The following is an 18,735-nucleotide window of genomic DNA, read 5'->3' as shown; positions in this document are numbered from 1 at the left end:
TGCCGTGCCGCGCGCCCCGTGCGCGGCACGGCGCGAGCGATCCCACGAGACCCTGGATGCGGAGGTTCCCATGTTGGACATGAGTCCCTGGCTGTGCCTGGAGTCGCCGGAGGCCGGCGGCCATACGGACCGCGAAGCGCACGAGGACGCGGGCAGCGCGCTGCGCGAGTTCCTGGTCGCGAACTACGGCCGGTTGCACCGGCGCCTGCTGCGCCATCTCGGCGATGCCGACCTGGCCAGCGACAGCCTGCACGACGCCTGGCTGCGGCTCGGCGACATGGCCGCGCCGGCGGTGCAGAACCCCGAGGCCTACGTCTACCGCACGGCCTGCAACGTGGCGGTGGACTGCCTGCGCCGCAATCGTCCGCAGCCGCATGTGGAGGATGGCGAGGCGCTGTTCGAGTTCCTGGTCGACCGCGCGCCGGGCCCGGAGTCGATCGCCGAGGCGCGCTCGGACGTGCACGCGGTCGATCGCGCCATGCAGCACCTGCCGCGCCGCCATCGCGCCGTGCTGGTCGCGCTGCGGCTCGAGGAGAAGACGCGCCAGGAAGTCGCGGACCGGCACCAGATCTCGCTGCGCAGCGTCGACACGGCGCTGCGCCAGGCGCTCGCGCACTGCGCGCAGGCCACGGGCCAGACGCTGCATGCGGGGATCGAACTGCGCGCGACCACCGCGCCGGCGCCGCGAAAAACACGCCGGCAGGCCGGCCCGAATTCCGCCGCGGCGCAGCCGGCCGCGCGGCACTGCCGCGCCTGAGCGGCGAATGTGACGTCTTCGCTCGACATGTTCGAGATGAAAGGGCACCGGGGTAGAGCAAAACGACTCATGCGGTGCGCCAGGGCGCGCGAATCCTCCCGAGTTCTTTCCATCAGCCTGACACGCGGCCCCGCCATGATTTCCTGCTGCAAACGGTAGCGACTGGAGCGAACGACATGGCCGCAGGGATTCTCGGACGGAAGCATCTGCGCCAGGCGCCGCAGCAGGGATTCACGCTCATCGAGCTGATGGTGGTGCTGGTGATCATGGGCGTGCTCGCGGCGCTGATCGTGCCGAACCTCATGAACCGACCGGACCAGGCGCGCGCCATCGCGGCACGCCAGGACGTCGGCGCGATCATGCAGGCGCTCAAGCTGTACCGGCTCGACAACGGCGAGTACCCCAGTGCCTCCCAGGGCATCCGCGCGCTGGTGGAGAAGCCGAGCTCGGGCAAGATCCCGGCCAACTGGCGCAACTACCTGGAGCGCCTTCCCAGCGATCCCTGGGGCAAGCCCTACCAGTACCTGAACCCCGGCACCAACGGCGAGATCGACGTGTTCTCGCTCGGCGCCGACGGTGAGCCGGGTGGAGAGAAGGCCAACGCCGACATCGGTTCCTGGCAACTCTAGGGCCCGGACATGGATGGCGTCCGGGAGCGGCCCGCGGGCCTGCGAAGGCAGGCTCGCGAAAGACAAGCGTGCGCCCGGCTGGCGCATGGGCAGCGCGGCATGGCCGTCGTTGCCGCGCTGCTCGTCGTCGCGGTGATCGCGGTGCTGGCGGGCGCGCTGCTCGAGCGGCAGACCGCGGCCATCCGCGCGGCCCAGTCGGCGCAGACGCGGGCGCAGGCGCAGTGGCTGCTGCGCGGCGAGGTCGGCCGCGCGCAGACCGTGCTGCGCGCCGCGGCGCAGCGCGCGCCCTACACCCGCCTCGACGGCACCTGGAGCCAGCCGGTCGACGGCCAGGTCCTCGGCCGGATCGAGGGCGAGCCGGCGCTGGCCTTCACCGAGATCGTCGACGAGCAGTCCAAGTTCAACCTGCGCAACCTCGTGAACGCCGGGCAGTTCGATCCGGTGGAGGGCGGCGTCTTCCTGCGGCTGTGCGCGATGGTCGGCGTGCCGCCGGACCAGGCCGGCCGCATCGCGCGCCGCGTGGCCGTGAGCCTGGTGGAGGCAGAGCGGCGGCCGGCCGGTGCCACGCAGGTGGTGGAGGGCGAAGCCGCCGAGGAGACCGCCCGGCAGCTCGGCCTCGAGAGCCTGCCCGCGCGCGAACAGGCGCCGCGGCTGCGCACCGTCGACGACCTGCTCGCGGTGCCCGGCGTCGATGCCGGCAGCGTGGCGCGTCTGCGGCCCTATCTCACGGTGCTGCCGCAGCGCACCTGGATCAATGCCAACACGGCGCGTGCCGAGGTGCTGGCCGCGTGGGTGCCGGGCCTGTCGCTCGATCGCGCGCGCGCCGTGCTGCAGGCGCGCGACAACGGCCAGTGGTTCATCAACCGCGGTGATTTCGTGAACCGGCTGCAGATGCCCGGGCTCGACGAGAGCGCGGTCCTCATCGGCATCACCAGCCGCTGGTTCCGCCTCTCGAGCGCGCTGCAGACCTCGCGCACCACGCTGCTGATGCAGGCCCTGCTGTACGACGACAAGGAAGTGCTGCCCCAGGTGATGTGGCTGCGGGAGGGGGCTTGATGGAACGCGTGGACCTGCTGCGCCTGATGCTGCCGCCCGCGCGCGCCGTCGAGGCCGCGCCCGTGCGCTGCGCATGGCGCACGGCGCAGGGCTGGCAGGGCGCGACGCTGGAGAACCTGGCGGCGCTCGCCGCGCTGTCCACCCCTTCCCGGCCGCGGCGCGTCGAGGTCTGCCCGCATCCGGGCGACGTGTCGATGACCACGCTCGAGCTGCCGCCGCTGCCCGCCGCGCGCCTGCGCGTCGCGGTGCTCGGCGCGATCGAGCTGCTGGCGCTGGCCGCGCCGGCCGACCTGGCGGTGGGCATCGGTGCGCGCGATGGCACGGGCCGCGTCCCGGTGGCCTGGATGAGCGCCGAGGCGCTGTCGGCCTGCCTGCGGGCGCTGCGCCAGCACGGCCTCGCGGTGCAGGCGGTGCTGGCGCCGCCGGCCTTCCTGCCGGCACCCGACCAGGGGCTCGCCGCGCTGCGCGTCGATGGCTGGGCGATCGTGCGCTCCGGTGCCGGCAGCGGCCTCGTGCATCCGCTGGCCGCGGCGCAGGCCGACCCGGTGCAGCTCGAAGCCCGGCTGCGGCCGTTGCTGCCTGGCGCGCTGCCGCTGCACTGGCTGGCCGAATCCGAGGCGTCGTCGTTCGCCGGCAGCGCATGGGCGTGGACGCTGCCGATGGCCGCGAGCGGCGGCGAGGGCGCGGACCGCCGCTGGCTGCGCCCGGCCATCGGCTGGAGCGTGGCGACCGCCGCCGCGTGCCTGCTCGGCCTGCAGCTCCAGGCCGCGCGCGTCGCCGCCGAAGGCCAGGCCCTGACGCGCCAGATGGCGACGCAGGTCAAGGCCGCGTTTCCCGAGCTGCCGGTGGTGCTCAACCCGCTGCAGCAGGCGCGGCAGTTGCGCGATGCGCGGCGCGCGGGCACGACCATGGGCAGCATCGAATCGGCGGACTTCACCGCGCTCGTGCGCGCCTCCACGGCAGTGCTCGCGCAGGCCGAGGGGCAGGTACAGGGCCTGGACTTCCGCGACGGCCAGTTGCGCGTGCGCTGGCGCGCGGGCGTGGTGCTCGGTGCCGACGAATTGAAGGCGCTGCAGGCGAGCGCGCAGCAGCGCGGCCTGCAGCTCCTGCCCGAAGAGGGCGGCCTGCGCGTGGCGCTCGCCGAGACCAAGCAGGGCGGCGATGGCGGCGTGGCGCCGGCCGCCGCTTCGAAGACCGCCGCGCAGAACGGAGCCGCACCATGAAGCGCGGGGCCGCCGCATCCTGGCAGCGCTGGACGTCGCCGCTGCACGCGCGCCTGCAGCCGCTGCGGGCCCAGCTGCAGGGCCGCTGGCGGGCCCTGTCGCGGCGCGAGCGCGGGCAGGTCCTCGCGATGCTCTGCGTGGTGACGGTGGCCGCCGTCTGGCTGCTGGGCATCAAGCCGGCGCTGGACACGCTGCGCTACTGGGACGGCGAGCTGCCGCGCCTGCGCTCGCAGGCCGCGGCGCTCAAGGACGTGCTGGCCGACGTGGGCGGCCCCGCCGTGGTGGCGGGCGATCCCGCACGCGACCCGGCCGGCCGCGTGCGCGCCAGCCTCGATGCGGCGGGCCTGGCCGGCGCCTACCGCTTGAGCGAGGCGGGCGCCGAGCTGCAGATCGAGATCGAACGCGCCGCGGATGCGTCGCGCGTCGCGGCCTGGCTGCTCGCCGCGCCCGGCGCGCTGGGCATGACGGTGAACAAGGCCATGTTGCAACGGTCCGAGGACGCCGGCCCCGATGGCCGGAACGACGTCCGGGCCACGGTCGCGCTGACGGCGCGGCCTCAATCAGGGAATCGAAGATGATGCGAGCGGTGGCGGGAAGAACGGGAAGATGCTGGGCACTGGCGTGCCTGGCCCTGGCGGGGTGCGCTTCGACCGCCTCCACCGAGGCGCCGCTGTTCCGCGAGGGGAACTACGTCCCGAGCTCGGGCGCCGGGGCCGAGGGCGCGGCGCAGGCGCAGCCCGTGGCGTCGCCGGCCACTTCGGCCGCGCCGCCCGCGCGCGTGGTGCGCCCGACCGGGCAGGACCGGCGTGCCGCCGCGGCCACGCCGGCACGCACGGCTGCCACCGCGACGACGCTGGCGGGCGCCACCGGCAGCGACGACCGCTCGGTGCTGAACTTCGTCGATGCCGACATCCAGTCGGTGGTCTCCGCGCTGTCGCGCTTCCTGGGTCGCAACTTCGTGATGGACCCGCGCGTCAAGGGCCAGATCACGCTGGTCTCCGACGGCGAGGTGCCCTCGAAGACCGCCTACGACATGCTGGGCTCGGCCCTGCGCATGCGCGGCTTCACGATCGTCGACGTCGGCAACGTCAGCCGCGTGGTGCCGGTGGCCGACGCCAAGCTGCAGGGCGGCGCGGTCAATGCGCGCACGCCGGGCGGCGGCATCGCCACGCGCACCTTCAGGCTGGCCTACGAGAACGCCGAGGCGCTGGTGCCGGTGCTCAAGCCGATGATCGCGGCCGAGAGCAACATCGCGGCCTACGCGGCCAACAACACGCTGGTCATCACCGACTACATCGACAACCTCGAGCGCATCGCGCGCATCGTCGAGAGCATCGACACGCCGACCTCGCTCGACACCGACGTGGTCAAGGTGCACAACGGCGTGGCGGTGGACATCGCGGCGCTCGCCAACGAGCTGCTGCAGGGCGCGGGCAACGAGACCCGGCGCGACATCGTGGTGCTGGCCGATCCGCGTTCCAACAGCGTGATCGTGCGTTCGAGCAGCCCGGCGCGCACGGCGCTGGCGCGCGACCTCATCGTCAAGCTCGACAACTCGCAGGACGACCCCGGCAACCTGCACGTGGTGTACCTGCGCAATGCGCAGGCGACCTACCTGTCGGGCGTGTTGCGCGGGCTGCTGACCGGCGACTCGGGCAGCACGGCGCTCGGCAGCGGCGATGCCGCGCGCGCCACGCTCGGCGCCGGCGGCATGTCGGGCGGTGCCGGGGCGCCGGGCGGCGCGGGCCGCACGACGACGGGCACTTCTTCCACCTCCTCGTCTTCTTCGTCGTCCTCCTCGTCCGCGCAGGGCGGCGGCACGCGCGGCAGCACCGGCGGCAGCCGCTTCGGCGGCGGCGGCGCGCAGCAGGGCGGCTCGGGCAGCGGCAGCACGGGCACGGCCTTCTCGGCCAACGGCGTGACGGTGCAGGCCGATGCCACCACCAACACGCTGATCATCGCGGCGCCCGAGCCCATGTATCGCAGCGTGCGGCGCGTGATCGACCTGCTCGACCAGCGGCGCGCGCAGGTGCTGGTCGAAAGCCTGATCGTGGAGGTCACCGAGCAGGACGCGGCGCAGCTGGGCATCCAGTGGATGCGCAACAACGGCCGCTTCATCGGCGGCACCAACCTCGGCGGCGGCGCGGGCCTGAACACCAGCGCCACCAACACCATCGACCTGCTGCCCAAGGGCCTGAACCTCGGCGTGCTCGACGGCACGGTGAAACTGCCCGGCGTGGGCGAGATCGCCAACCTCAACCTGCTGGCGCGCGCGCTTCAGACCAAGGGCGGCGTCAACATCCTCTCGACGCCGAACATCATGACGCTCGACAACGAGGCGGCCTCGATCATCGTGGGCAAGACCGTGCCCTTCGTCAGCGGCCAGTACATCACGCCGGGCGGCGGCGGCTCGGACAACCCGTTCCAGACCGTGACGCGCGAGGACATCGGGCTGCAGCTCAAGATCCGGCCGCAGATCTCCGAGGGCGGCACGGTCAAGCTCGACATCTACCAGGAGGTCTCGAGCATCGACGACCAGAACTCCGGCATCGCGGGCATCGTGACCAACAAGCGCGCGCTCGACACCAGCGTGCTGCTCGACGACGGCCAGATCATGGTGCTGGGCGGCCTGCTCGAGGACAGCGTCACCAGCACCACCGAGACGGTGCCGGGCCTGGGCACGATCCCGGTGCTCGGCAACCTGTTCCGCTACGACAAGCGGCAGCGCGCGAAGACGAACCTGATGATCTTCCTGCGGCCCTACGTGATCCGCGATGCCAATGCCGGCCGCGGCCTGACCCAGGACCGCTACAACTTCATGCGCACGCAGCAAAGCCGCGTGCAGCCGGGCCGGCACCTCGTGCTGCCCGACATGCCGGCACCGATCCTGCCGCCGCCCGACCTGCCGGTTGCCGGCGCGGCCCCCAAGCTGGACCTGCGGCCCGAGCAGTGGAGCAGCACGCGCGAGCAGGGCCCGCCGCCCACCCGGAGCGAGCGCGAGGTGCACCAGCCGCTCGCGCCGAACGCGCCGCGCGAGCCCGAGATGCGCTCGCAACTGCCCGCCAACGTCGGCGTGACCGGCGATCCGGCCGTGCTGTACGCCACGCCCGAGAACAACCGCAGCGTGCTGCAGGTGGCGGACCTCGCGCAGGAGCCCGACGCGGTGCGCATCGCCAAGCGCGTGCGCATCAGCGGCCTGCCCGCGTACATCGTGGCCGGCCCGGGCGGCATCGGCTATGCGGTGCGCGTGGACCTGCCGCGCGATGCGCGCGCGGTCGACACCGCGGCGGGCGTGCTGCGCGAGCTGGGCTACCGGCCCGAGATCGTGGTGGCGCCATGAATGCCGCGGCGCAGCCGACCTTGCCGCACGGCTGGGCGCGTGCGCAGCGCCTCGTGGTGCAGGGCGACAGCGAGGCCATGGCGCTGGTCCTGAGCCCGAGCACGCCGGGCTGGGCGCTGGCCGAGGCGCAGCGCCAGACCGGCCTGCAGGCCTGGCACGAGGTGTCCGAGGCGGAGATGGACGTGTTGCTGTCGACGCGCTATGCCGAGGCCGGCAGCGCCGCCGCCGTGGTCGGCGCGGCCGAGTCCGAGGTCGACCTGGAGCGGCTGATGCAGGACATCCCGGCCGTGACCGACCTGCTCGATGCGCAGGACGACGCGCCCGTCATCCGCATGATCAACGCACTGCTCGCGCAGGCCGCGCGCGACGGCGCCAGCGACGTGCACTTCGAGGCCTTCGAGACCCACTCGGTGGTGCGCTACCGCGTCGACGGCGCGCTGCGCGACGTGGTCTCGCCGCGCAAGGAACTGCATGCCGCGCTGATCTCGCGCATCAAGATCATGTCGCAGCTCGACATCGCAGAGAAGCGCGTGCCGCAGGACGGCCGCATCACCCTGCGCGTGGGCGGGCGGCCGATCGACGTGCGCGTGTCGACCGTGCCGACCGTGCATGGCGAACGCGCCGTGCTGCGCCTGCTCGAGAAGGACGCGGGCCGGCTGCAGCTCGAGCGGCTGGGCCTGGCGGGCGACACGCTGGAAGCGCTGACGCGGCTGATCCGCCAGCCGCACGGCATCGTGCTCGTGACCGGGCCGACCGGCAGCGGCAAGACCACCACGCTCTACGCCGCGCTGGGCCAGCTCGACAAGAGCGTGAGCAACATCCTCTCGGTGGAGGACCCGGTCGAGTACGACCTGCCGGGCGTCAACCAGATCCCGGTGCACGCCAAGATCGGCATGAGCTTCGGCGCCGCGCTGCGGGCCGCGCTGCGCCAGGACCCCGACAACATCATGATCGGCGAGATCCGCGACCTGGAGACCGCGCAGATCGCGGTGCAGTCCTCGCTCACGGGCCACGGCGTGCTCGCCTCGCTGCACACCAACGATTCGATCTCGGCGGTCACGCGGCTGACCGACATGGGCATCGAGCCCTTCCTGCTGTCCTCGTCGCTGCTGGGCGTGCTCGCGCAGCGGCTGGTGCGCTGCCTGTGCGTGCGCTGCAAGCGCGCCGAGACGCAGGCCGACGGCAGCACCCGCTGGGTGCCGGTGGGCTGCGGCCATTGCAACCACACCGGCTTCAAGGGCCGCACCGGCATCCACGAGCTGTTCGTCATCGACGACGAGATCCGCCGCATCATCCACGACGGCGGCAACGAGCACGCCATGCGCGAGGTGGCGCGCCGCCGCGGCATGCGCACCATGCGCGAGGACGGCCAGCGCTGGGTCGCCGCGGGCATCAGCACGCCCGAGGAGATTCTGCGCGTGACGCGCGACGACAGCTAGCGCCGCACCCCATGCCACGCTTTCATTTCGAGGCCGCCAACGCGGGCGGACAGATCCAGGCCGGCACGATGGAGGCCGAGTCGCAGCGTGCCGTGCGGCTGCAGTTGCGCGAACGCGGGCTGACCGCGCTGGGCGTGCACGAGGTGGCGGGCGGCGGCGGCTCGTGGTTCGGGCCGCGATTGAGCGCCACCGACCTGCTGTGGGCCACGCGCGAACTCGCGAGCCTGCTGGGCGCGCGCCTGCCCCTGGAGTCGGCCCTGATGGCCACCATCGAGCAGGCCGAGCAGAAGGTGGTGGCCGAGGCGCTGAGCGCGGTGTGCAACCACGTGCGCGGCGGCATGCGGCTGGCCGATGCGCTGGGCGAGCGGCCGCGCGACTTTCCCGCGATCTACCGCGCGCTGATCGGCGCCGGCGAGGACTCGGGCGAGCTGGCGCGCGTGATGGAGCGGCTGGCCGACTACCTCGAGGGCCGCGACAACCTGCGCAGCAAGATGCTCACCGCCTTCATCTATCCCGGCGTGGTGGCCTTCGTCTCGGTGTGCATTGTGATCTTCCTGCTCGGCTACGTGGTGCCGCAGGTGGTCAGCGCGTTCTCGCAGGCGCGGCAGGAGCTGCCGCTGCTGACACGCGTGATGCTGGGCGCGAGCGGCTACGTGCGCGAATGGGGATGGCTCACGGCGCTGGTGCTGGGCGCCGCTTTCGCGCTGTGGCGCTGGTCGCTGCGCGACGACGCGGCGCGGCTTCGCTGGCACGGTTTTCTGCTGCGCGTGCCGATGGTGGGCAAGTACGTGCTGGGCGTGAACACCGCGCGCTTCGCCTCGACCCTGGCGATCCTGATGGACGCGGGCGTGCCCCTGCTGCGCTCGCTCGATGCCGCGCGCGAGACCATGGGCAACGACCGGCTCAAGCAGTGCGCGGCCGACACCGCCGCGCGCGTGCGCGAGGGCGCGCCGCTGGCCTCGGCGCTGCGTGTGCAGAAGGTGTTTCCCTCCAACCTGATCCACCTGGTGGCGAGCGGCGAGAAGACCGGTGCGCTCGCGCCCATGCTCGAGCGCGCGGCCGCCAATCTCTCGCGCGACCTCGAGCGCCGCGCCACGCGGCTGACGGCGCTGCTCGAGCCGCTGATGATCCTCGGCATGGGCGCGGTGGTGATGCTGATCGTGCTCGCGGTGATGCTGCCGATCATGGAGATCAACCAGATGGTGAAGTAGGGCGCGGCAGGCGCTCAGTCCAGCGCGATGACGCGGCGGTAGCGCAGCGCCGGCCCCGTGTCGGCGCGGACGCCCAGCGTGACCTCGAGCCCGGACGCCGCCGTGCGCGCCGCACCGCTGGCCGGCAGCGGGCGCCAGCCCTGCTCGGGCTCCCACGCGCGCATCTCGAAGAAGGCGATGCCCTCGAGCACCGCGACGCGGTCGGCCGCCTGCGGCGCGGGCAGCGGATAGCCATCGGCCGCCACGCCGGCCGCGCGGTAGAGCGTGCCCGCCTGCAGCCACCACTGCACGCGCTGCCAGCGCCCCGGCGCGGCGGGCGCGGCGCGCACCAGCTCGAGCAGGAACGGCCCCTGGCCCGAGCGCCGAGCTTCCATGCCGGGGGGCAGCAAAGGCAGCGGCAAGGGCGGCGGCGCGCCGCCGGCGGCCGCGGGCGCATCGTCGGGAGGCGGCGCGGCGTCGGCCGGCGAGGGCAGCTCGGTGGTGGTGCGCCACGTGAGATCGCGCTCGATCTGCTGCAGCGCGCGCGCAAGCCGCGCGGCATCTTCCGCGCGCTCGCGCAACTGGGTGTCGGCGCGGCTCATGCTGTCGAGGCCGCGCCATGCGATCAGGCTCAGCACCGCCATGATCGCGATCGCGATCATGGCTTCGATCAGTGTGAAGCCCGCGGTACGCGGCGTCGCCCGGGACCGGCGCGCGGCTCTCATCGGCGGCTCTCGGGCAGCTGCGACTGCAGGCTGGCCAGGCTGCGGTCGCTGTCGCGGCCCAGGTAGACGTCGACCGCGACGGCGCGCATGCCGTCTCGCGACGGCGCGATCTGCACCCGGCAGACGAAGGCCAGCTCGCCCTGCGGGCAATCGACCTGGCGCAGGCCGGGCGGCGGCAGCGATCCGATGCGCAGTTCGGCCAGGCTGTTCTGCGCCGACAGCAGCGCGAGCGACTGCCGCTCGAGATGGCCCTGGTTGCCGACGGTCTGGCTGGTGATGCGCACGAAGGCCGCGAGCGCGATGCTGATGATCGCCAGCGCGACCAGCACCTCGATCAGCGTGAAGCCGCGGCCGGGCCGCCCTGCGCGAAGCCGAGGCGAAGGCCGGTGCGAAGCTCGGTGCGCGCCCATGCCTCACTGCACCCGGAAGCCGCCGGTGGCGTCGCGCACGATGGCGACGCGGTAGCGGCCGCTGCGCAGCTCGAGCGACCAGGGCGTGCCGATCCACTCGGAGGTCAGCAGCACCGGCGCCGCCGGCGAGACCTCGACGATGCCGGCGCGCCACCGGCGCGGACGCAGCGCGTCGTCGCGCACGAAGCGGTCGAGCTCGCCGCCGGTCGTGACGCCGGGCACCACGCTGCCCGGCGCGCTGGCCCAGGTGCCACGCACGAACTGGTAGCCGTCGCCGCGCGCTTCCCAGGCGATCACGCGGCCGTCCACGTGCACCTCGTGCTGTGCGGTCGCGAGCCGCACTGCCAGTTCGCGCGCATCGAGGCGCAGGGGTTCGGCGGGATCGGGCGCGGCGCTCAGCGAGATCGCGGCCATCGCGATGCCGATGATGACCAGCACCACCATCACCTCGATCAGCGAGAAGCCCAGATGGCGGCGAAGCGGTTTCATACGAGGCGAAAACGCCATGGCTTGGGGCATGAAGGGACGCGCGGAGCGCGCGGTTCGCGGCGATGGTAGGCATCGAATGTGGCGTTGACATGAATTGCCAACATGCATCTGTTAAGACCGGTGGTTCCGCTGCGACCGCGCAGCGCCCGCACACGGAGGAATTGCACCGATGACCCGAACATGGCCAACGTGGAATGGGCCGGCCTGGGCCGCGTCGCCGCGCACCGCGCATGCGCTGGGCGCGGCGCTCTTCGTCGCCTGCGTGTGCCTCTGGGCCTATGCGCTGCATGTGCCCGACGCGCCGCCGCCGCAGGCCCCGGCTACCGCGGCGACGGCGGCGGGCGATCCCGCGGCCGAAGCGGTGGCCGGCTGGCTGCGTCCGGGGCCGCTGCGCCTGAACGTCACGGTGGTCGGGCTGATGCGCCGGCACGATCGCGCGGTGGCGGTGCTGACCGTCAACGGCGCGCCGCCCAAGGCCTTCATGACCGGCGAGCGGCTGCTGCCCGACGTGCGGCTGGTGGCGATAGACGCCGACGCGGTGACCATCGAACGCGCGGGCGCCACCACGCGCATCGTGGCGCCCGTGCTCCCCGACCCCGGCCCGCCGGGGATCGTCCGGGTCCGCTGAGGGGCCGCGCCTTTTTCCTGCGGGTTTGCCGATCGGCGCTCGTCTAGAGGAATCGGTGGGTGTCTCCCGGCCGGGAGGCGCCGATCGCCGCGCGCGGATCGTCCGCGTGCGATGTGGCGGTGTGGACGAGGAGTCTGGATGAAGAAAAAGAACCCAAGGGAAAAGTTCTCTTCTGGCCTTGCCAGGAGCGTATCGATGCAGACCCTGGACAAGGAGCTGTCCAGGCACGTGGAGGTCGCTCGAACCGAGCCGGTGCCGGTGGAGCGGTACGGCGTACCCTGGGTGTGGATCGTGTCGCACCCGCTGTGGGTGGAGGTCGACCGCCTGCAGTCCTTCGTGCCCGACGACCATGCGCTGGTCGCACTGCGCGAGGCCATCGACAGCACGCTGGCCTACGAGGGCACCGTCCTGAACGAACTCACGCGCGAATGCACGAGCGGCGTGGACGCGCGCATGATCATGCGCGCCTGGCTGCTGCAGATCGTCTATTCGCTGGCCGACCCCAAGCGCGTGCGCGAGGGCCTGGGCTACAACATGCTGTGGCGCTGGTTCGTGGGCTTCCTGCTGCGCTCGGAGCCGCTGCCCGAGGCGCGGGCCTTCATCCACGACATCCGCATGGTCAGCGCGCATCCGCAGGCGATCGACATCGTGCACCGCTGCCTCACGCACGGCGCGCTGGCGGACGTGGACACCGAGGAGTTCAGCATCAACTACGGGCTGCTGCACACGCTGCGCGCCCACCACCATCTCGAGGCGCGGCGCATGGAGGTGCCCGATCCCGTGCTGCGGACCCGGCGCGAGCACGGCGGCCAGGCGGTGGCGGGGTAGCGGCGCCCGCGCGCCCCGCAGTCCACCGCGTGCCGCCGCTGTCACATCGGTGCAACCTCGCGCGCCGATGCTGTGCGTTTTGCATAGGGTTCTCGTGCCGTGCTGACGCCAACCTCTGTTTCCCTGTCCGGTGCCCAGCATGCAGAACGCGGATCGCAGGGCGCCTGCGGTCGGGCATGGCGGGAGGGTGGACCGTGGGACGCGCCGTTGCGTGCGACCTGACGGACCGGTTGGCGGCTTGCGCTTGCGTACTGTGGATGGCGATGGCACCCGCCCTGGCGTCGACGACCGCTGATCCCGTGGCCGCCGCCGTGCCGGCGCCCGTGCAACCGCAGCCACTGGCATTCGACATTCCCGCGCAGCCGCTGGCCTCCGCGCTGGAGCGTTACGCGGTGATCGCGGACCAGACCGTGCTGTTCAGCGATGCGCTGGTCGCGGGCCGCGTGTCGGCCCCGGTCCAGGGCCTGCACCTGCCGCGCGTGGCCCTGGCGGCGCTGCTCGAGGGCACCGGCCTGACGGCCGAGAATCCCGGCGGCAAGCTCCGCGACGCCTTCGTGCTGCGGCCGGTGCCGGTGGAGATCGGCGCCGTGCCGGCCATCGTGCCGGGGCTGGACCGGCGCTACGACGGCCTGGTCCAGACCCGGGTCTGGGAAGCGCTGTGCGCCGATGCGCGCACCGCGCCCGGCAACTACCGGGCCTCGCTGCGCCTCAACGTCGACGCCGAGGGCCGGCTCGAGGCGCCGCGCCTGATCGGCGCGACCGGCAATGCCGCGCGCGACCGGGCCATCGTCGCCGCGCTGAGCGGCCTGCGCATGGACCATCCGCCGCCGCCCGAGCTGCGCCAGCCGCTGCTGCTGGTCATCCTGCCGCGCGAGCGCGTGGCGGGGCGCGCCTGCGAAGCCGGAGCCGCGTCATGACCGGCAACGTGCTGCCGATCCTGCGCAGCGTGCTGGTGCAGCGCTACACGCAGATCAAGCAGAGCCTCTCGATCCAGCTCGGCAGCCCCGACCTGGCGGGCGACACCCTGCACGAGATCTGGCTGCGCCTGCAGCGCGACAGCCACCTCTCCGGCCCGGTGCTCAATCCGCAGGCCTACCTGGTGCGCATGGGCGTCAACCTCGCCATCGACATCCGGCGCAGCCAGAGCCGCATGCTGTCGGCTGAGGACGTGCAGGAGCTGATGGCCGTCATGCCCGACCCCGCGCCGGGCCCGGCCCAGGTGGCCGAGGCGCGCTCCGAACTCGAGGCGCTGAAGGCCGCGCTCGACGAGATGCCGGCGCGCCGGCGCGAGATCCTGCTGCTGGTGCGCTGGGAGCACTGGCCGCAGCGCGACGTGGCCAAGCGCCTCGGGATCTCGCTGCGCACCGTCGAAAGCGAGCTCAAGGCGGCCCAGGAGTATTGCGCGGCGCGGCTGCTGCGGCAGCCGTAGCAGGCCGGCATGACGGCCGTGCGATTTTTTTCAGCGGTTTTGCGGTCCGCCAATCGTCTGGTACTGAAGGACGGCCGCGGCAATGGCGCGCGGCCCTTCGCCCGGCCCGAGGTGGCCGCTTGAAAATCGATGCAATGACCACACCCGACGATCGCGGCAAGCTGCCTGATGTGCTCAAGGATGCGCAGGCCTGGGTGCGCAAGCTGGGTTCGGGCCGCGTCAGCGAATGGGAGGCGCAGGCGTTCCGGCACTGGCGCGATGCTGATCCCGCGCACCTCGCGGCCTTCCAGCAGGCCGCGCGCCAGTGGCAGCTGCTCGAGCGGGCCGCGAGCAGCGTGCTGAGCACCAACGCGGAGGCCGCGCGCCACCATCGCAGGACGCTCAACCGCACGCCGCTCGGCCGGCGCGCCTTCCTGGGCACGGCGCTCGGCGGAGCGGCGGTCGCGGGCATCGTCGCCTATTCGCCGCTGGGCATGTGGCCCGCCGCCGAACAGTGGGGCGCCGACTACCACACGGCCGTGGGCGAGCAGCGCGAGCTGTCGCTCGAGGAGCGCGTGAGGGTGACGATGAACACCCGCACCAGCCTGCGCCGGGTCAGCGACCAGGGCGAGAGCGTGGGCCTCGAGCTGCTCGACGGCGAGGCGGCGATCGAGGTCTCGGACGCGGCCAGGAGCTTCCGCGTGGAGGCCGGCGCGGGCCGCGCCGTCGCCACCGGCGCGGCGGGCTTCGAGGTCCGGTACCTCGACGGGCGCACCTGCGTCACCTGCCTGCACGGCCAGGTCGGCGTGGAGCATCCCGCGGGCCGGCGCCTGCTGCAGGCGCGGCAGCTGGCGCTGTACGACGGCCGCATGATCAGCGAGATCGCCAACGTCGATCCCGAGGGCGTCTCGGCCTGGCGCCGCGGCGAGATGGTGTTCCGGCAGACGCCGCTGCCCGTGGTGCTCGACGAGATCAACCGCTACCGCCCGGGGCGCGTGCTGCTGGTGGGCGAAACCCTGCGCGCGAAGACCGTCACCGCGCGCATCAAGGTGGCGGACATCGAGACCGCGCTGCTGCAGATCCAGCACAGCTTCGACCTGGTCGCGCGGACCTTTCCCGCGGGCGTGCTGGTGCTGAGCTGAGGGGCGGCGCATCACGCGCCGCGGGACACGCCGCGCTCAAGCGAAGGGCGAGCTGGCCACCTCGTCCATGAGCCACTGCGTGAACGACTGCAGCGCCGCGCTCGGCGCGCGGTCCGCGGGACGCACGAGGTAGTAGGCGCTTCCCGGATCGACGGTGTGCGCGAACGGCGCCACCAGCAGTCCGGCATCGAGGTCCTCGCGCACCAGCGCCGTGAAGAACAGCGCGAAGCCATGGCCGTCGAGCGCGGTGCGGCGCAGTGCGTGGGAGTCGTCGATGCGGGTGGTGTCGAGCGGGCCCGTGTCCACGCCCGTGTCCACGCCCGCTGTTGCGAACCAGGCGCTCCAGTGCGCGGCATCGAACTCGTGGAACAGGCGGCGGCCGCGCAGGTCGCGCGGCCTGGGCTTGCGCGGCAGCGTGGCCAGGCAGGCCGGGCTGCACACGGGCGTGAGCATGCCCGGCACGACCAGCCGGGCCTCGACGCCGGGCCAGCGCCCGTCGCCCCAGCCGATGCCGGCATCGACCGGATCGCGCAGGAAATCGGCGGGCTGGTAGGCATGGTGCAACTGCAGGTGCAGCCGCGGATGCCGCGCCCAGAGCCGCCCGAGGCGCGGCGTGAGCCAGCGCGCCGAGAAGTACGGGGCGACGCTCAAGGTCAGCGTGTCGGGCCGCGCGGCGCGGCGCAGCCGGTCGATCGCCGCCTCGAGGCCCTGGAAGCCCTGGGCGCAATCGGCGCAGAGCTGGCGTCCCTCGGCCGTGAGCTCGATGCGACGGTGCGAGCGCAGCACCAGCGGCATGCCGAGCTCGGTCTCGAGATGGCGCACATGGTGGCTCAGGGCCGACTGGGTGACGTGCAGTTCCTCGGCCGCGCGCTTGAAACTGCCGTGGCGGGCCACCGACTCGAAGGCGCGCAGCTTCGTGAGCAGGAACAGGGGCAGCGGCATCTCGGCGATGCTAGGAGTGAGTTTGCTTCACGTCAACGCAGAACGAATCAATTGAGCGAAGAGAGGCGGCTTCGCAGAATTCCCCTTCACATCAATGAAGGAGATTCACATGAGCAACCACCCTGCCGCGTTCGAGATCGCGAAGGGACCGCGCCGCGTCATGACGCTGAGCGAAGCCGAGGTGGCGCGCCTGCTCGATCCGCGCGCACTGCTCGACGGCCTGGAGGATGGCTTTCGCGCACTCGCGCGCGGCGAGGTGCAGTCGCCGGCGCGGCCCGAGCTCACGGTGCCGGGCCAGGGCTTCTCGCTCGCGATGCCGGCATGGCGCCCGGGCATGCAGCTCGCGATCAAGGTGGTCAACGTCTTCGACGGCAACCTCGCGCTCGGGCTGCCGAGCCACCTCGCGATGATCCTGCTGTTCGAGCCCGAGACGGGCATGGCCTCGTGCGTGATGGACGGCACCTTCATCACCGGCATCCGCACGGCCGCTTCGGCGGTGCTGTCGGCGCGGCTGCTGGCGCGCCCGGACGCTCGCGTCGCGACCATTGTGGGCGCGGGCGTGCAGGCGCGCGAGCATCTGCGGCTGCTGCCGCTGGTCCGCGACCTCGAGCGCATCCATGTCTGCGCGCTGCATCCCGAGGAGGCGCGGCGGCTCGCGGCGCGGCATCCGCTCGCGCAGGCCGGCGAGGACATCGAGGCGGCCGTGCGCGGCTCGGACATCGTCTGCCTCGCGAGCCACAGCGCCCAGCCCGTGATCCGGCCCGAGTGGCTCAAGCCCGGCGCCCACGTGACCTCGGTCGGCTACCACCCGCCGGCGGGCGAGCTGCCGGTGGCGCTCGCGCGCGAGGCGCGCCTGTTCGTGGAGACGCTCGATGCCTTCGAGCCCGTGCCCGTGGGTTGCGCCGAGCTCGCGGGCTGCGACCGCCGGCGCGCGACCACGCTCGGCGAGGTCGTGCTCGGCAGCGCACCGGGCCGGCGCGATGCGCGCGAGATCACGGTCTACAAGGCCATGGGCATCGCGATGGAGGACATGGTGGCGGCCAACCTGGCCCATGCGGCCGCGCTGCGCGAAGGCGGCGGTGCGGCGATGGCGTGGTGAGGAAGCTCATCCGACAGCGAGGCTCTGTAAAGTCGCGGGCAGTCTTCGCAACGCCATGAGCCCTTCTTCCTTGAACTCCATCGATTTCGACCTCACCCGCTTCGACGCCGCCATCGTCGACCTCGACGGCACCACCATCGACACGCTCGGCGATTTCGCCGTGGCCCTGAACCGCATGCTCGAGGACCTCGGCCTCGCCGCGCTGCCGCGCGAGCGCATCGAACTGATGATCGGCAAGGGCTCGGAGCATCTGATCCTGTCGGCACTGCAGTACGTGGCCGCGGCGGACGGTGCCGACGCATCCGCCGCCCTGACGCGCGCGCAGGCGCAGTTCGACCGCGGCTGGGAGCGCTACCAGCACCACTACCTCGCGATCAACGGCCAGCATGCGGCGGTGTATCCGGGCGTGGTCGAGGGGCTGCAGGCGCTGCGCGACCGGGGGCTGAAGCTGGCCTGCCTCACGAACAAGCCGACGGCCTTCGCGCAGCCGCTGCTGGCCCAGAAGGGGCTCGATGGCTTCTTCGACCTCGTGTTCGGCGGCGATGCCTTCGAGCGCAAGAAGCCCGATCCGCTGCCGTTGCTCAAGACCTGCGAGGCGCTGGGCACGCAGCCCGCGCGCACGCTGATGATCGGCGACTCGAGCAACGATGCGCGCGCCGCGCGCGCGGCCGGCTGCCCGGTGGTGCTGGTCAGCTACGGCTACAACCACGGCGAGCCGGTGCGCGCGGTCGATGCCGACGGCTTCGTCGATTCGCTGGCCGAACTGGCGGCGCCGCGCGCCTGAGGCGCTGGCGGCCGCTCAGGACGGCTTGCCGAGCAGCGCGTCCTTGAGCTTCCAGTCGGCCGGGCTCGGGCCGAGCCAGATGCGCAGCAGCGCATTGAAGAAGGCGGGTTCCTTCACGGGATCGGGCTGCGGCACGCCGCGCACCGTGATCAGCGTGCCGGTGCCGGGCAGCCAGTCGATGGTGAAGGTGTCGCCGGCCTTGAGCTGCTTCTGGTCGGCGAACATCTGGCCCATGCGCAAGAGGCCCGGGATCAGCTGGCCCATCTCGCTCTTGGGCGAGTTGTCCTCCACGCCCTTGATGAAGAGCTTGCCGAGCTCGTTGGCATCGATGTCGCGCAGCATGGTGATCGCCACGCGCTTCGGGCCGGGCACGGCCAGCGCCTCCTCGGGGGTCGAGGCCTTGCGGCCCATGTAGAGGCCGGCCGTGTAGACCTTGAGGATGGCCTTGTAGCGCACGCCGGCGCCATTGAGCTGCAGCGGCGTGCCGCGCAGCTCGAGGCTGTCCTCGAGCTTGACGCCCGCGACCTCGACCGGGGCGGCGCGCACCGGCGCGGCGATGGCCAGCGCCGCCGCGAGACCGGCCAGCAGGAACAGGCGCGCGAGCGCCGGTGACACGAGCGGAAGTGCGGTCGAGCGTGCGGACAAG

Annotated in this window: 20 protein-coding genes; 15 read left to right on the top strand and 5 right to left on the bottom strand. The window is 72.6% G+C overall.

The window, feature by feature from the left end:
• The first annotated feature begins 70 nt into the window (after positions 1-70).
• The 8 genes from AC07PU_RS36575 (at position 71) to gspF (ending at position 9,655) form a co-directional block, all read left to right on the top strand.
• Entirely contained in the window at positions 71-757 is a 687-nt protein-coding gene (locus tag AC07PU_RS36575) for an RNA polymerase sigma factor (protein WP_495322942.1), read from the top strand.
• Positions 758-933: 176 nt separating this feature from the next.
• Positions 934-1,386, top strand: a complete 453-nt coding sequence (gspG, locus tag AC07PU_RS36570; RefSeq protein ID WP_296732536.1) for a type II secretion system major pseudopilin GspG — start codon at positions 934-936, stop codon at positions 1,384-1,386.
• A gap of 99 nt (positions 1,387-1,485) precedes the next feature.
• On the top strand, positions 1,486-2,442 hold the full coding sequence (gene gspK / locus AC07PU_RS36565; RefSeq protein ID WP_398492903.1) for a type II secretion system minor pseudopilin GspK: 957 nt from the start codon (positions 1,486-1,488) through the stop codon (positions 2,440-2,442).
• Complete coding sequence (gspL, locus tag AC07PU_RS36560; RefSeq protein WP_495322941.1) at positions 2,442-3,665, top strand: type II secretion system protein GspL; 1,224 nt, start codon at positions 2,442-2,444, stop codon at positions 3,663-3,665. The genes gspK and gspL overlap by 1 nt, the downstream gene beginning before the upstream one ends.
• Positions 3,662-4,243, top strand: coding sequence for a type II secretion system protein M (locus tag AC07PU_RS36555; RefSeq protein WP_495322940.1), 582 nt, complete (start codon positions 3,662-3,664; stop codon positions 4,241-4,243). Before gspL ends, AC07PU_RS36555 begins: the two co-directional genes overlap by 4 nt.
• The gene (gspD, locus tag AC07PU_RS36550; RefSeq protein ID WP_495322939.1) at positions 4,240-7,005 is read left to right on the top strand and encodes a type II secretion system secretin GspD; all 2,766 of its coding nucleotides are present in this window, start codon (positions 4,240-4,242) and stop codon (positions 7,003-7,005) included. Before AC07PU_RS36555 ends, gspD begins: the two co-directional genes overlap by 4 nt.
• Positions 7,002-8,444, top strand: a complete 1,443-nt coding sequence (gene gspE, locus AC07PU_RS36545; RefSeq protein ID WP_495322938.1) for a type II secretion system ATPase GspE — start codon at positions 7,002-7,004, stop codon at positions 8,442-8,444. Before gspD ends, gspE begins: the two co-directional genes overlap by 4 nt.
• 11 nt (positions 8,445-8,455) lie before the next feature.
• Entirely contained in the window at positions 8,456-9,655 is a 1,200-nt protein-coding gene (gspF, locus tag AC07PU_RS36540) for a type II secretion system inner membrane protein GspF (protein WP_208508309.1), read from the top strand.
• Between the two features lie 14 nt (positions 9,656-9,669).
• Here the strand turns inward: gspF and AC07PU_RS36535 are convergent, their stop codons facing one another.
• Genes AC07PU_RS36535 through AC07PU_RS36525 form a run of 3 tightly spaced genes read right to left on the bottom strand, consistent with a single transcriptional unit; the run spans position 9,670 to position 11,258 of the window.
• Entirely contained in the window at positions 9,670-10,359 is a 690-nt protein-coding gene (locus AC07PU_RS36535; protein ID WP_296787434.1) for a type II secretion system protein GspJ, read from the bottom strand.
• The gene (gspI, locus tag AC07PU_RS36530) at positions 10,356-10,769 is read right to left on the bottom strand and encodes a type II secretion system minor pseudopilin GspI (protein WP_495322937.1); all 414 of its coding nucleotides are present in this window, start codon (positions 10,767-10,769) and stop codon (positions 10,356-10,358) included. The genes AC07PU_RS36535 and gspI overlap by 4 nt, the downstream gene beginning before the upstream one ends.
• 3 nt (positions 10,770-10,772) lie before the next feature.
• On the bottom strand, positions 10,773-11,258 hold the full coding sequence (locus AC07PU_RS36525) for a prepilin-type N-terminal cleavage/methylation domain-containing protein (RefSeq protein WP_208512694.1): 486 nt from the start codon (positions 11,256-11,258) through the stop codon (positions 10,773-10,775).
• Positions 11,259-11,427: 169 nt separating this feature from the next.
• Between AC07PU_RS36525 and AC07PU_RS36520 the strand changes: the two genes are divergently transcribed.
• The 5 genes from AC07PU_RS36520 to AC07PU_RS36500 all read left to right on the top strand — a co-directional run bounded on the left by AC07PU_RS36520 (position 11,428) and on the right by AC07PU_RS36500 (position 15,264).
• Positions 11,428-11,886: a hypothetical protein gene (locus AC07PU_RS36520; protein WP_495322936.1), complete on the top strand. Its 459-nt coding sequence runs from the start codon at positions 11,428-11,430 to the stop codon at positions 11,884-11,886.
• Between the two features lie 195 nt (positions 11,887-12,081).
• A complete protein-coding gene (locus AC07PU_RS36515) occupies positions 12,082-12,714 on the top strand; it encodes a transposase (RefSeq protein ID WP_490880350.1) in 633 nt (210 codons plus the stop codon).
• 299 nt (positions 12,715-13,013) lie between these two features.
• Positions 13,014-13,631 carry a TonB C-terminal domain-containing protein gene (locus tag AC07PU_RS36510; protein WP_495322935.1) on the top strand — a complete coding sequence of 206 codons (618 nt, stop codon included), beginning with the start codon at positions 13,014-13,016 and terminating at the stop codon, positions 13,629-13,631.
• Positions 13,628-14,143 (top strand): RNA polymerase sigma factor, encoded by a 516-nt coding sequence (locus tag AC07PU_RS36505; protein WP_296787427.1) that lies wholly within the window; start codon positions 13,628-13,630, stop codon positions 14,141-14,143. Before AC07PU_RS36510 ends, AC07PU_RS36505 begins: the two co-directional genes overlap by 4 nt.
• A 134-nt stretch (positions 14,144-14,277) precedes the next feature.
• Positions 14,278-15,264, top strand: a complete 987-nt coding sequence (locus AC07PU_RS36500) for a FecR family protein (protein WP_398492916.1) — start codon at positions 14,278-14,280, stop codon at positions 15,262-15,264.
• Positions 15,265-15,300: 36 nt separating this feature from the next.
• Here the strand turns inward: AC07PU_RS36500 and AC07PU_RS36495 are convergent, their stop codons facing one another.
• Positions 15,301-16,206 (bottom strand): LysR substrate-binding domain-containing protein, encoded by a 906-nt coding sequence (locus AC07PU_RS36495; RefSeq protein WP_495322934.1) that lies wholly within the window; start codon positions 16,204-16,206, stop codon positions 15,301-15,303.
• 109 nt (positions 16,207-16,315) lie between these two features.
• Between AC07PU_RS36495 and AC07PU_RS36490 the strand changes: the two genes are divergently transcribed.
• Together AC07PU_RS36490 and gph are read left to right on the top strand one after the other, a co-directional pair.
• The gene (locus tag AC07PU_RS36490) at positions 16,316-17,305 is read left to right on the top strand and encodes an ornithine cyclodeaminase family protein (protein WP_495322933.1); all 990 of its coding nucleotides are present in this window, start codon (positions 16,316-16,318) and stop codon (positions 17,303-17,305) included.
• 55 nt (positions 17,306-17,360) lie between these two features.
• Positions 17,361-18,089 (top strand): phosphoglycolate phosphatase, encoded by a 729-nt coding sequence (gene gph, locus AC07PU_RS36485; protein ID WP_495322932.1) that lies wholly within the window; start codon positions 17,361-17,363, stop codon positions 18,087-18,089.
• 15 nt (positions 18,090-18,104) lie between these two features.
• Here gph and AC07PU_RS36480 read toward each other — a convergent pair whose 3' ends face one another.
• A complete protein-coding gene (locus AC07PU_RS36480; protein WP_495322948.1) occupies positions 18,105-18,683 on the bottom strand; it encodes a chalcone isomerase family protein in 579 nt (192 codons plus the stop codon).
• Positions 18,684-18,735 lie beyond the last annotated feature (52 nt).

The organism is Variovorax sp. GW821-FHT10D07 (assembly GCF_059415325.1).
Note: the sequence above shows the minus strand (reverse complement) of the source record. Positions and strands in the feature narration are given on the sequence as shown.

Coding starts and splice junctions, on each gene's coding strand:
- AC07PU_RS36495 (WP_495322934.1), bottom strand. CDS start 16,206: ATGCCGCTGCCCCTGTTCCTGCTCACGAAGCTGCGCGCCTTCGAGTCG.
- gspK (WP_398492903.1), top strand. CDS start 1,486: ATGGCCGTCGTTGCCGCGCTGCTCGTCGTCGCGGTGATCGCGGTGCTG.
- AC07PU_RS36525 (WP_208512694.1), bottom strand. CDS start 11,258: ATGAAACCGCTTCGCCGCCATCTGGGCTTCTCGCTGATCGAGGTGATG.
- gspL (WP_495322941.1), top strand. CDS start 2,442: ATGGAACGCGTGGACCTGCTGCGCCTGATGCTGCCGCCCGCGCGCGCC.
- AC07PU_RS36575 (WP_495322942.1), top strand. CDS start 71: ATGTTGGACATGAGTCCCTGGCTGTGCCTGGAGTCGCCGGAGGCCGGC.
- AC07PU_RS36535 (WP_296787434.1), bottom strand. CDS start 10,359: ATGAGAGCCGCGCGCCGGTCCCGGGCGACGCCGCGTACCGCGGGCTTC.
- gph (WP_495322932.1), top strand. CDS start 17,361: ATGAGCCCTTCTTCCTTGAACTCCATCGATTTCGACCTCACCCGCTTC.
- gspE (WP_495322938.1), top strand. CDS start 7,002: ATGAATGCCGCGGCGCAGCCGACCTTGCCGCACGGCTGGGCGCGTGCG.
- AC07PU_RS36490 (WP_495322933.1), top strand. CDS start 16,316: ATGAGCAACCACCCTGCCGCGTTCGAGATCGCGAAGGGACCGCGCCGC.
- gspF (WP_208508309.1), top strand. CDS start 8,456: ATGCCACGCTTTCATTTCGAGGCCGCCAACGCGGGCGGACAGATCCAG.
- AC07PU_RS36505 (WP_296787427.1), top strand. CDS start 13,628: ATGACCGGCAACGTGCTGCCGATCCTGCGCAGCGTGCTGGTGCAGCGC.
- AC07PU_RS36555 (WP_495322940.1), top strand. CDS start 3,662: ATGAAGCGCGGGGCCGCCGCATCCTGGCAGCGCTGGACGTCGCCGCTG.
- gspG (WP_296732536.1), top strand. CDS start 934: ATGGCCGCAGGGATTCTCGGACGGAAGCATCTGCGCCAGGCGCCGCAG.
- AC07PU_RS36500 (WP_398492916.1), top strand. CDS start 14,278: ATGACCACACCCGACGATCGCGGCAAGCTGCCTGATGTGCTCAAGGAT.
- gspI (WP_495322937.1), bottom strand. CDS start 10,769: ATGGGCGCGCACCGAGCTTCGCACCGGCCTTCGCCTCGGCTTCGCGCA.
- AC07PU_RS36515 (WP_490880350.1), top strand. CDS start 12,082: ATGCAGACCCTGGACAAGGAGCTGTCCAGGCACGTGGAGGTCGCTCGA.
- AC07PU_RS36520 (WP_495322936.1), top strand. CDS start 11,428: ATGACCCGAACATGGCCAACGTGGAATGGGCCGGCCTGGGCCGCGTCG.
- gspD (WP_495322939.1), top strand. CDS start 4,240: ATGATGCGAGCGGTGGCGGGAAGAACGGGAAGATGCTGGGCACTGGCG.